General features: G+C 34.9%; 9 protein-coding genes. All 9 read left to right on the forward strand.

What is annotated here, in order from left to right:
* Positions 1-86 precede the first annotated feature (86 nt).
* The 9 genes from FT993_RS10860 to FT993_RS10900 all read left to right on the forward strand — a co-directional run bounded on the left by FT993_RS10860 (position 87) and on the right by FT993_RS10900 (position 13528).
* Positions 87-3053: an amidohydrolase family protein gene (locus tag FT993_RS10860; RefSeq protein ID WP_147862571.1), complete on the forward strand. Its 2967-nt coding sequence runs from the start codon at positions 87-89 to the stop codon at positions 3051-3053.
* A gap of 4 nt (positions 3054-3057) precedes the next feature.
* A complete protein-coding gene (locus FT993_RS10865) occupies positions 3058-4365 on the forward strand; it encodes an amidohydrolase family protein (protein WP_147862572.1) in 1308 nt (435 codons plus the stop codon).
* A gap of 14 nt (positions 4366-4379) precedes the next feature.
* A complete protein-coding gene (locus FT993_RS10870; protein ID WP_147862573.1) occupies positions 4380-5180 on the forward strand; it encodes an RNA methyltransferase in 801 nt (266 codons plus the stop codon).
* Positions 5181-5337: 157 nt separating this feature from the next.
* Entirely contained in the window at positions 5338-6573 is a 1236-nt protein-coding gene (locus tag FT993_RS10875) for a M48 family metallopeptidase (RefSeq protein ID WP_147862574.1), read from the forward strand.
* A 20-nt stretch (positions 6574-6593) separates the two neighbouring features.
* The gene (locus FT993_RS10880) at positions 6594-8804 is read left to right on the forward strand and encodes a bifunctional (p)ppGpp synthetase/guanosine-3',5'-bis(diphosphate) 3'-pyrophosphohydrolase (RefSeq protein ID WP_370450896.1); all 2211 of its coding nucleotides are present in this window, start codon (positions 6594-6596) and stop codon (positions 8802-8804) included.
* A 24-nt stretch (positions 8805-8828) separates the two neighbouring features.
* Positions 8829-9284 carry a Fur family transcriptional regulator gene (locus FT993_RS10885; protein ID WP_147862575.1) on the forward strand — a complete coding sequence of 152 codons (456 nt, stop codon included), beginning with the start codon at positions 8829-8831 and terminating at the stop codon, positions 9282-9284.
* 8 nt (positions 9285-9292) lie between these two features.
* Positions 9293-10564: an adenylosuccinate synthase gene (locus FT993_RS10890; protein WP_147862576.1), complete on the forward strand. Its 1272-nt coding sequence runs from the start codon at positions 9293-9295 to the stop codon at positions 10562-10564.
* Between the two features lie 72 nt (positions 10565-10636).
* Positions 10637-12328, forward strand: a complete 1692-nt coding sequence (locus FT993_RS10895; RefSeq protein WP_147862577.1) for an OstA-like protein — start codon at positions 10637-10639, stop codon at positions 12326-12328.
* A 21-nt stretch (positions 12329-12349) separates the two neighbouring features.
* Entirely contained in the window at positions 12350-13528 is a 1179-nt protein-coding gene (locus tag FT993_RS10900; RefSeq protein WP_147862578.1) for an aspartate aminotransferase family protein, read from the forward strand.
* The last annotated feature ends 79 nt before the right edge of the window (positions 13529-13607 follow it).

Here is a 13607-nt window from a genome sequence, read left to right on the forward strand (position 1 = left end):
TTAATGAATCGAGCGTATTTAATGGAAGAATTCAAAAGAGCTAGGTTAATTTATTTTATTATTTTTAGGCCTTTAATTTAAAGAGAATGAGGAATCTTTTAACCTATTTTGGGGTATTGCTTCTATTTACTACAGCGCAAGCCCAAGAATATTTCCCTAAAAACGATGGGGTAAAAAGCAGGTACGATGCCTATACCTTATATCAAAATGGAATTATTCACAATCCGAATGAAAAACCTTTTAAAGGAGATTTACTTGTTTTTAAGGGCAAGATTGTGAAAATAGCAAAACAAATTACTGTTGAAGACAATTATATTTCCTTAAACTTAGATGGTAAACACCTATATCCCTCTTTTATTGATTTAACCAGTGAATTTGGTATCAAAAAGCCTACAAAAAAACAGGCTAAAAAAGGTAACGGTTATGATGCCACTAGGGCAGGCCATTATTGGAATGACCATATACGACCAGAGACTAATGCCAGCCAGTTTTTTAAATATGAAGAAGAGGAAGCTAAGAAACTTCTGCAAATTGGTTTTGGTGTAGTTAATACACATTATCCCGATGGAATTATGCGCGGCACCTCTAGTCTTGTAAGCTTAGTTAAAAACCAAGGCGCAATACAAAGTATAATAAAGAAAAAAGCAAGTACAGTTCTTTCTTTTGATAAAAGCGTTCTCTCTAATCAAATGTATCCTACCTCTACTATGGGAGCAATGGCATTAATTAGACAAACTTATTTAGATGCCAATTGGTATAAAAACAATATTTCAGATTATCAAGATTTAGCACTAGAGGCTTTGATAAAACAAGAAAATTTACCTCAAATTTTTATTACCGACAATGGTTTAGATGAACTCCGGGCTATAAAAATAGGCGAAGAGTTTGGTAAAAAATATTTAGTCAAGGGTAACGGGTTTGAGTTTGAAAATTTAAGTACGTTAAGAAAAATGGGGAATACGATAATTGCACCCCTTGACTTTCCTAAACCATACACAATTAGTCATCCACACGTTGCAGAAAAAATTAGTCTCAAGAAACTGAAAAGATGGGATCAAGCACCGGCAAATTTAATGCTACTGCATAAAAATGAAATTCCATTTACCATAACAACCTACGGATTAGATGATCTCAGTTTATTTAAAAGCAATTTATTGTTGGCTATAAAATACGGCCTACCTCAAGAGGTTGCTTTGGCTTCATTAACAAGCTTGCCCGCCAAATTGCTTCAGCAAAATAATAAAATAGGAAGCTTGCATACAGAGAAGTTAGCTAACTTTTTCATCACAGATACACCCTATTTCAATAAAAATAGCAATGTATTAGCCCATGTTGTACAAGGAGAGCTTCATAACTTAAACGCGCTTGAAACGATTAACATAATTGGCAAGTATAGCGTTAATCATAAAGACTTTCCGCTTTCGTTAGTTTATGGACCTGAAAAAAAACAACCCACTAAATTGCTATGGAATGAAGAAAAAATAGATTTTAAGCACAAGCAACTAGCTAATGATCACACTATAATTTTTGAAATTCCGCAATCCACTGAAGTGGGCATGTATAGGTTACTAATTAAAGCGCCTAACCAAAAACAGCATTTAAATTTATGGTTAAACACTCCAAATGGGAAGCAACATAAATTAACTGCTATGCATAATGCAGAATTTAATGAGGAGCAAGAAAAGAAAGAGCAGAAACCAGAAAACGAACCAAACTTTGCTTCTATTTCTTTTCCTAATATGGCCTATGGATTTAAAACCTTACCAGAAACCAAAAAATATTTGATTAAAAACGCTACCCTATGGACCAATGAGGAGCTGGGAATTATCGAAAACTATGATGTTTTAATTAAAGACGGTTTAATTCATAAAATAGGACAAGATTTATCAAGTCGTAATGCCATTATAATAGATGCGAAGGGCAAACACTTAACTTCAGGAATTATCGACGAACATTCACATATTGCAGCCTCTGCTGTTAATGAAGCTGGTCATAATTCAACCGCAGAAGTGCAAATGGAAGATGTTATAGATCCTACAGATATAAACATTTACAGAAACTTAGCTGGTGGCGTAACTACTATCCAGTTATTACACGGTTCGGCCAATCCAATTGGTGGTCAATCGGCTATACTAAAATTACGCTGGGGGCATCAACCCGATGAGCTTATCTTTAAACAAGCCCCTAAATTTATCAAGTTTGCATTGGGTGAGAACGTGAAACAATCCAATTGGGGAAACGGTTATCGATTTCCGCAAACCCGTATGGGGGTCGAACAAGTTTATATAGATTACTTTAATCAGGCTTTAGCCTACGAGCATGAGAAAAACAACAATCCAACCTATCGAAAAGATATCGAATTAGAGACTTTGTTAGAGATTATTCGCTCTAAGCGTTTTATCTCGTGTCACTCGTATGTTCAAAGTGAAATCAATATGCTTATGAAAGTGGCCGAACAATTCGGTTTTACCGTAAATACATTCACCCATATTTTAGAAGGATATAAAGTTGCCGATAAGATGAAGAAACATGGAGCAGGTGCCTCAACTTTTTCTGATTGGTGGGCTTATAAGTATGAAGTAAATGATGCCATACCGTTTAATGCCGCTATTTTACACAATCAAGGCGTTGTAACTGCCATTAACTCTGATGATGCCGAAATGAGCCGAAGGCTAAATCAAGAAGCTGCCAAAACTATTAAATACGGAGGTTTAAGTGAGGAAGAAGCCTGGAAAACAGTAACGCTTAACCCCGCCAAATTATTACATATTGATAATTATGTGGGAAGTATAAAAGAAGGGAAACACGCCGATTTGGTATTATGGAGTGATCATCCTTTATCTATCTACGCTAAAGCGGAAAAAACTTTTGTAGATGGTAAATTGTATTTTGATTTAGAGAAAGACAAATTACTTCGTGCTCAAAACAATACCTTGAAAAATAAATTGATACAAAAAACTTTAGATGCCAATCAAAGCGGGTTAGAAACGCAAGATGTTGTTGAAGATGAAAAAATACTAATGCATTGCGACACTTTAGAAGAAAGAATTTAAAATTATGAAATCATTCTATTCCAATAGCCTACTAATAATTTTGTTGTTATTTACAATAATCGTAAAAGCACAACAAACCCCTGGAGCAATACAAAAAAAAGCCATTAGCATACAAGGGGCCACTCTACACAATGGTAAAGGAGGCGTTATTCAAGATTCTCGTATAGACTTTAATAATGGCAAGATTACATACATCGGTCAAAATAATGAAAATCATCCATTAGATTCTGAAACAAAAATAATTAAAGCCAATAACCAACATATTTATCCAGGTTTTGTTGTACCTAATAGCACTTTAGGATTGGTAGAGATTGATGCAGTAAAAGCTTCTAAAGATGAAAATGAAACCGGTAGTTTTTTACCCCATATACGTAGTTTAATCGCATACAACACCGAAAGTAAAGTGGTTGAATCTATGCGTCCAAACGGTGTTCTTATTGCCGAAATTACACCTAGAGGCGGACGTATATCGGGTACATCATCGGTTGTTCAACTTGATGCTTGGAACTGGGAAGATGCTTATATAAATAAAGACCATGGAATACATCTTAATTGGCCATCTGTATATAAAAGAATTAGTCACTTAGATAAAAAGAAAAAAATTACAAAAGATTTAAACAATTACACCAAAGAAATCAACAAGCTTAAACTATACTTTAATCAAGCAAAGAGTTATAAGCCAAAAGATATAACCACAAAAAGCATTGCATTTGAAGCGGTTAAACCTGTTTTTAGCAAGGAAAAAACCTTATACATTCACGCCAACACAAAACAGCAAATCACAGATATTCTTTTATTCAAAGAAGAATTACAAATTCCTAAAATTGTAGTGGTGGGTGGTTATGAAGCTTTAAGTTTTGCTAGCGAACTTAAAAAAGCTCAAATTCCAGTATTAGTTAATCGTCCGCATAGCTTGCCAAGACAAGACGATGAGGATTATGATGCTCCTTTTAAATTGGCCACTCAATTAATGAAAGCCGGACTTCTAGTTGGACTTGAACCTAGTGGTGATATGGAGCGAATGAATGCCAGAAATCTTCCCTTCTATGCAGGTACTTGTGCCGCTTATGGACTCTCAAAAGAAGAAGCATTACAGCTCATAACCTATAACAATGCGCAAATATTAGGCATTAATAACATTTATGGATCACTAGAAGTAGGCAAATCGGCTACTTTGTTTATAAGCGAAGGTGATGCTCTAGATATACGCGGAAACAAATTAACGCATGCATTTATTGATGGCCGAGCGGTAAGTTTAGAAACACACCAAACCAAGCTTTACGATCGTTATAAAAATAAATATAAAAAATAGTCTACGACTCGCTTATGAATCATAAAAGTATAGCCAGCACCCAAAACAAGAGTATTAAGCGTTTAATTCAATTACAGGAAAAGTCGAGAACAAGACTAAAAGAAGGTAAATTTGTAATTGAAGGTGCTCGTGAGATTGAACTTGCGGTGCAGGCTGGCTACCAATTATTAGAGCTGTATTATTGTAACCAAATACTAGGAAATGATAAAGATTTAAGCTTAAAATTTGAGGCATTTGAAAAAATTGAAATTAGTTTAGAGGTATATAAAAAAATCGCTTATCGTGGAAGCACAGAAGGGTTAATTGCGGTGGCTGCATCTAAACCACATCTGCTTGCAGATTTAGAATTTAAACGGGAAAATCCGCTTTTACTAGTCGCCGAAGCGCCTGAAAAACCAGGGAATATTGGTGCGTTGTTACGTACTGCAGATGCCGCTAATGTAGATGCGGTTTGTATAGCCAATCCTAAAACCGATATTTATAACCCTAATATAATTCGGTCAAGTGTAGGCTGTGTATTTACCAATCAGATTGCTAGCGGAACTACAACTGAGATTATAAACTATTTAAAAGACAGTGAAATTGCTATTTACACGGCAATTTTACAAGATTCATCAATCTATACCAAACAAAATTTTACGAATTCAACTGCATTGGTAGTAGGTACAGAAGACAAAGGCTTAAGTGAAGCCTGGCGAAAAGCGGCAACAAAAAACATTCATATCCCTATGCAAGGAAAAATTGACTCCATGAATGTCTCGGTCGCTGCCGGAATATTAATCTTTGAAGCAAAGCGTCAACGCGACTTTAAATAATTATCCGCTTAAGCGAAAAGACATCGGTTTTAATGGATTTTACAGCAATGCTTAACAATAAAATTTTTAGTTGACAATTATCATATAACCACTTAAAACAAACCTTGGTTATTCTTATATTACTAAATATATTGCACCATAAATCATATATTATTTTATGAACCCAAGCATTTTGTTTTATTTACTCATTGGTATTTTGATTTTTCATTTTGTATTCGATCAAATATTGGGTGTTCTAAACGCAAAACATTTTAAGGATAAATTACCGCCAAAACTACAGGATATTTATAATGACAAAGCCTATTCAAGCTCACAAGAATATAAAAAAACACGTTATAAATTTGGTGTACTTACCGCAAGTTTCTCGCTGCTAATTACTTTGGCTTTTTTCTTCTTAGATGGTTTTGCATGGGTTGATTCTTTTGCCAGAAATTTTAGCGAGCATCCTATAATTGTGGCGCTAATATTTTTTGGAGTAATTATGTTGGTAAACGATCTACTAACTACTCCCTTTAGCTATTATAGTACCTTTGTTATTGAAGAGCGCTACGGGTTTAATAAAACTACCAAAAAAACCTTTTTTATAGATAAGTTAAAGGCTTGGGTTTTGACAGGTATTTTAGGTGGGGTTATGCTAGCCCTAATTATAAAACTATATCAAATTACCGGCGAGAATTTCTGGATTTATGCGTGGATTTTGATAGGCATTTTTTCTATATTCATCAATATGTTTTACAGTAAACTTATTGTGCCTTTATTCAATAAACAAACGCCGTTAAATCCAGGTAGTTTACGTGATAAAATCGAAATCTATGCCAGGCAGGTAGGTTTTGTTTTGTCTAATATTTATATTATAGATGGCTCTAAAAGAAGTACAAAAGCCAATGCTTATTTTTCAGGATTTGGAAAAGAAAAAAGAATCACCTTGTATGATACTCTTGTTAATAACTTAACCGAAGAAGAAATCGTGGCGGTTTTAGCACACGAAGTGGGGCATTATAAAAAGCGGCATATTTTATTTAACCTCTTTATTTCTTTGCTCACCACAGGATTTACTTTGTGGTTGTTCTCGCTTTTTGTAGGAAATCCATTGTTTTCTGAAGCGCTAGGTGTAAGTCAGCCCAGTTTTCACGTTGGTCTTATTGCATTTGGTATTCTTTACACTCCAATTTCTGTGGTAACCGGTTTATTGATGAATATGTTAAGTAGAAAATTTGAATATCAAGCCGATGATTATGCTCAACAAACTTATGGAGCACAACCCTTAATATCTGCATTAAAAAAATTATCCAGTAGTAGTTTTAGCAATTTAACGCCCCACCCCTACTACGTTTTTATATATTATTCGCACCCAAGCCTTTTACAACGAATTAATAATTTAGAAAAATCATAGACTTTTAGTATCTTAGATTTATGATAAGTGAACAAGAATTAGAACTAGAAAACAAGAAAATAGCCCAAGAATACAAGGAGCTATTGCGTATAAGCTATCGACAGTTGAGTGATGAAGATAAAAAACTCATTCGTAAGGCTTTCGATGTTGCGGTAGATGCACATAAAGAGCAACGTAGAAAATCTGGCGAAGCTTATATTTTTCATCCAATTGCGGTAGCCAAAATTGTTGCATCAGAAATTGGTTTAGATGCCACGTCAATTGCAGCAGCCTTGCTACACGATGTTGTTGAAGATACGGCCTATACCAAAGAAGACATTGCCGAGATGTTTGGCGACGTGGTAGCTAAGATTGTTGAGGGTCTTACTAAAATAACCAATCTTAAGCCCGAAAAAGATATCTCGCTGCAAGCCGAAAATTTTAGAAAGATGTTGCTTACGCTGAATGATGACATTCGGGTTATCATTATAAAAATTGCAGATAGGTTGCACAATATGCAGACAATGGAGTCGATGCGTGATGACAAACAAGTTAAAATAGCATCAGAAACATTGTATATCTATGCCCCTTTAGCACATCGAATTGGCCTCTACAATATTAAAACCGAATTAGAAGATTTAAGTCTTAAATACACCGAACCCGAAGTTTATCAAGAAATACTTGATAAAATGAAAGAAAGTAAAGAAGACCAGGATCTCTACATTCAAGAATTTTCAAACATTATTTCTAATGCTTTAGAAAAAGAAGCAATTGAATTTGAAATAAAAGGAAGACCCAAATCTATTTTTTCGATTCGTAAGAAAATTATCAAACAAAACATTGCCTTTGAGGAGATTTATGACAAATTTGCTATTCGCATTATATATAAAAGCACCCCAGATCAGGAAAAGTTTTTGGCTTGGAAAATTTATTCTATAGTTACAGATTTTTTTAGACCTAACCCTACTCGATTACGCGACTGGATTTCTTCACCAAAATCAACTGGCTACGAAGCACTGCATATCACCGTTATGGGGCCAAAAGGGCGCTGGGTAGAAGTTCAAATACGCAGCGAGCGTATGAATGAAATTGCAGAGAAAGGTTATGCTGCCCATTACAAATACAAGCATGGAGCCGAGCAAGAGGATGAAAATCTAGAACAATGGCTCAACAAACTGCAGGAGGCACTAGAAAATAGCGAGGGTAATGCTGTAGATTTTGTCGAAGAATTTAAGTTAAATTTATACTCGAAGGAAATTTTTGTTTTCACCCCTCAAGGTCAAATTAAATCTTTACCTAAAGGAGCTTCTCCGCTTGATTTTGCTTTTAGCATTCACACTGATGTTGGCTTAAAAACTAGAGGAGCTAAAGTGAATGGCAAATTAGTACCTTTAAGTCACGTTTTAAAAAGTGGAGATCAAGTAGAGATAATTACTTCAGAGAATATTAAGCCCAATAAAAATTGGCTTGATTATGCCACCACGGGAAGAGCGCGTTCTAAAATTAAATCGGCTTTAAAAGAAGATAGAAAAATCTTAGCCGAGAACGGCAAGGCCGCTTTAAGAAGAAAACTAAGATCTTTAAAAATTCCCTTTAACGAGCAAACTATTACCCAGCTGGTAAGGTATTTTAAATTAAAAACCAGTTTAGATTTATTTTATCGAGTAGGTATTGGCTCCATTGACAACGTGGCCCTAAAAGAATTTAGTGCCTCTCGTAGTAATGCATTTGTAAATTATTTTAAAAACAAGATAAGAAAACCCAGTATACCAGAAGATATACATAAGGAAGAAATTACTACCCAATATGACCTACTGGTCTTTGGCAAAGATAACGACAAATTACCTTACAAACTTGCACATTGCTGTAACCCAATACCTGGTGATGATGTTTTCGGATTTTTGACCACCACAGAAGGGATAAAAGTTCATAAAAAAGATTGCCCTAACGCCATCCAATTACAAAGTAATTACGCTTACCGTATTATAAGTGCGAAATGGATAGACTCTACTCAAGAAGAATTTAAAGCTGTAATAAAGTTAACCGGTTTAGATGATTTGGGGTTAGTGAGTCACATCACTAAGGAAATATCAAACAACCTTCACGTTAATATGCAGGAGATCAGCTTTAAAAGTAATCACTCGGTTTTTGAAGGAAAAATCACCGTGATCGTGAAAAATAAAACCATTTTGAAGAAATTAATGGAGCGCTTGAAAAAAATTAAGGGAATAAACAAAGTAACCCGTGAATAAAAGCTTAAATTTGCATTTTTAATTATGGAAGCAAATCAGTCAAAAGAAAATCATCAAGCCATTGTAAAAAATGTCTTTACTAAGTATTTAGAGGAAAAGAAGCACCGTAAAACCCCCGAGCGTTTTGCTATTCTTCAAGAAATATATGCAAGTGAAGATCATTTTGATATCGAATCGCTGTACATTACCATGAAGAATAAGAATTATCGGGTAAGTAGAGCTACGCTATATAACACAATAGAGCTTTTATTGGAATGCGGACTGGTTAGAAAGCATCAATTTGGAAAAAATCAGGCTCAATACGAAAAATCATATTTTGACAAACAACATGATCATGTAATACTCACCGATACCGGTGAAGTGATTGAGTTTTGCGATCCACGAATACAATCAATTAAACAAACAATAGAAGAAGTTTTCGATATAGAGATAAATAACCATTCACTCTATTTCTACGGAACAAAAAAAACACCTAAATAACATATTTTATGGCAGTAGACTTGCTATTAGGACTCCAATGGGGAGATGAAGGTAAAGGAAAAATTGTTGACGTACTTACCTCAAATTATGATATCATTGCTCGCTTTCAAGGTGGGCCAAATGCAGGGCATACTTTAGAGTTTGATGGTATTAAGCACGTTTTACACACTATACCTTCTGGTATATTTCACCCCAATACTATAAATTTAGTGGGTAACGGTGTAGTGATTGACCCTGTGATTTTTAAAAAAGAGCTTGACAATTTAAATCAGTTTGATCTAGAACTTAAAAAAAGTTTACTGATTTCGAGAAAAGCACATATCATTTTGCCAACACATCGTTTGCTTGACGCGGCTTCAGAAACCGCTAAGGGTAAGGCTAAAATTGGTTCTACATTAAAAGGAATTGGACCAACTTATATGGATAAAACCGGGAGAAACGGTTTACGTATAGGTGATTTAGAACTCAATAACTGGAAAGAAAAATATAGACAATTGGCCGATAAGCACGAAGCGATGATTTCGTTTTATGATGTGGACATTCAATATAATTTAGAAGAGCTAGAAACCGAATTTTTTACAGCCGTAGAACGACTAAAAGAACTGCAGTTCATCGATTCTGAAGAATATATTTATCAAGCTCAACAATCTGGTAAAACTATCTTGGCCGAAGGTGCTCAAGGTTCCCTATTAGATATTGATTTTGGCACCTATCCATTTGTCACCTCAAGCAATACAACTGCTGCTGGTGCTTGCACCGGTCTAGGCGTGGCTCCTAACAAAATTCAAGAAGTTATGGGTATTTTTAAAGCCTATACCACCCGTGTTGGTAGTGGCCCTTTTCCCACAGAATTATTTGATGAAAATGGAGAAAAAATGGCAAAAGTAGGTAGGGAATTTGGAGCTACTACTGGTCGCCCAAGAAGATGTGGTTGGTTAGATTTAATAGCTTTAAAATATGCCGTACAAGTTAATGGGGTTACCCAACTCATGATGATGAAGGGCGATGTATTGAGTGGGTTTGAGGAACTAAAAATTTGTACCGCATATACGTATCAAGGTGAAAAAATTCAACATTTCCCCTACACCATTGAGGATGAGAGTCTTGAACCAATTTATGAAACATTACCAGGCTGGGAAGAAGATTTAACACAAATAAATAAGGAAGATGATTTTCCAGATAATTTTAAAAGGTATATCGAGTATATAGAAGATTTTATACAAGTCCCTATAAAAATTGTTTCGGTAGGACCAGATAGAAAACAAACTATTATACGCTAGAATATAAAAAACGCTTCAAATAAAAATTGGAGCGTTTTTTGCCAATAGAAAATTTTTGAAACACTTTAAAGCTTGAAAAATTCATCTCTCTTTTTAATTTTATTTGCGTGCATTACCATTGGCTATGCGCAAGAAAACAAAATTGATTATACCAGCGATAGAACCATAACCGATGAGGATAAATACCCCGGCGCCCTACTCTTTAGTAAAGTAGACAATCAGGTATTTTTCACTCACGAAGGAATTAATGTTTGGTGTGATCAAGCCATTTTTTATGAAAAAGATCAGTTTTTCAAGGCGCTAGGAAATGTAAAGATGAAGCAAGGCGACTCCATTACATTAACTAGTAAATATGCCGAGTATGACGGGGAAACGCAATTTGCATTTGCCAGCAATCAAGTTAATCTACAAACAAAAACCAGCAGACTCACAACAGATACGTTATTTTTTAAACGTGATGTGCAACAAGTTTTTTATAGAAGTGGAGGAACTGTTAGGGATTCGGCAACTACAATAACCAGTAAGGTAGGTCGTTATTTTCTAGAGCAAGAAAAATTAAGCTTTTTGCACGATGTTCTGGTTAAAAATCCAGAATACACTATTAATTCTAGTCAGCTAAACTACTTTACACAAAGCAAACATGCCTATTTGTATGGTCCTTCTACCATTACTGGAAAAGAAACCCAAATTTATTGTGAGCGTGGTTTTTATGATACCCAAAGAGATGAAGGCTATTTTGTAAAAAATTCTACCGTAAATTATAAGAATAGAAAATTAGAGGGAGACAGCATTTATTTTAACCGAAGTAAAAATTTTGCTTCGGCTACTAATAACATTCGGGTGACAGATACCATTAATCACTCTGTACTCACGGGACATTATGCAGAGGTGTACCGCGAAAAAGACTCCGTTTTTATAACAAAAAGAGCATTGGGTGCAATAAAACAAGAAAATGACACTTTATTTGTGCATAGCGATACCTTAATGATTACCGGACCTACTAAACAGCGACTTATTCGCGGATTTAGAGATACTCGTTTTTATAAAAAGGATATGAACGGGAAATGTGATTCTATTGTTGTAAATGAGCAATTAGGTATTTCAAAACTTTTGGGAAAACCAGTTGTCTTTTCTGGTGAAAATCAATTAACAGGAGACACCATTCACCTACTCAACCATCCAAAAACCAACAAACTCGATAGTTTAAAAGTCTTTTATAACGCTTTTATGATTCAAAAAGATAGCCTTGGCGGATACAATCAAGTCAAGGGAAAAGAAATGTTCGGATTATTTGAAAACGATGAACTAAAAGAAGTTAACTTTATCAAAAACACAGAAACCATATTTTACAGTAGAGATGATAAGCAACAACTCATCGGGATAAATACCGTTATTTCTTCTTCAATTAAAATAGAATTTCAAGACCAAGAAATTACTAAGATTTATTATTACAAAAATCCGAAACAAATCCTTTATAGAGAAGGAGACCTTCCTAAAAATGCTCGTAAGCTAAAAGGTTTTAATTGGCGAGGAGAAGAGCGTTTACAATCAAAAAATGACCTTTTTAAAGATAAACCTACTCCCACCCTAACAAAAATAGAAGGAATACCTTTACCATCTAATGAAGAACCCAATTTCTTCAATAATCAAAAAGGTGAAAAGATAAAAGAAAAAATTCATGAAAGTTCCCGGTTGAATAAAGAATTGCTCGCCCCTCGTGAGGAGGATAAAATGATTTACGAAACTGAACCCGAAGAAAATTAATCAATTTATAATTGTTTATTAGTGAAGTTAGATTTTTTAAAATATCAAGCTCAAACCACTCCTCACCCGCTTGGATTAGAAATAAGCTATGCCAAAGGAAGTTACATTTACACCACCAATAATGAAGCCCATTTAGATTTTGTTGCAGGAGTTTCAGCCTGTAGTATAGGGCATTGTCATCCCGAAGTAATAAAAGCTATAAAAACACAAGCAGATAAATATTTGCATGTGATGGTATATGGAGAGTATGCCCAAAAGCCGGCTGTAGATTACACTAAACATTTAGCACAACTATTACCTATTCCGCAAGCTTCAACCTATTTAGTTAACAGTGGAACAGAAGCCATAGAAGGTGCTATTAAATTGGCGCGAAGAGCGACCGGGCGAAAAGAAATTATCGCAGCCAAAAACGCTTATCACGGTAATACTATGGGCGCATTAAGTTTAATGGATTTTGAAGAGCGAAAGGCACCATTTTACCCACTAATACCAGAAATTAAGCATATTGCTTTTAATAAAACCGATCAACTTAATCAAATATCCTCCGACACAGCTGCCGTTATATTGGAAACCATTCAAGGAGGAGCGGGTGTTATAGAGCCCACAAACAATTATCTCAAAAAAGTTAAAAGTCGTTGTGAAGAAGTTGGGGCTTTATTGATTTTAGATGAAATACAGCCAGGTTTCGGAAGAACAGGATTTTTATTTGCTTTTCAAAAATATAATGTGATACCCGATATTTTAGTAATCGGGAAAGGAATGGCTGGCGGCCTACCCGTTGGCGCTTTTGTTGCGCAACGTAAATTGATGAATTTACTAAGCGATAATCCCAAAATGGGGCACATCACCACTTTTGGAGGTAATCCGCTAATAGCGGCAGCATCCTTGGCTACCTTAAAAGTTGTGGAAAAACCAGAATTTCTAAAGGCAGTTATAGAAAAAGAAAAACTCTTCAAGAAGCTGTTGCAGCATCAATTAATACAAGAGATACGTGGCACCGGCCTAATGTTAGCCTTAATTATGAAAGATGAAGAAACGGCTAATGAATTGATTTTAAGAGCGAAAAAAGAATATTTAATTTTATTTTGGCTTTTATTCGAAAAACGCGCCGTACGAATAACTCCACCACTAACAATTAACCATAAAGATATTGAAAAAGGATGTAAAATTATCTTAGGTATTTTAGATGATCTGGTATAAGTTTTGTTAATTACTTTGTTAACAAGAATAACTTAAAACCCTTTATTTTATTATTTTTTGAACTTAACTTTATGTTTAA

This window comes from Mesonia sp. HuA40, from assembly GCF_008017835.1.
Classification (GTDB): Bacteria; Bacteroidota; Bacteroidia; order Flavobacteriales; family Flavobacteriaceae; genus Mesonia.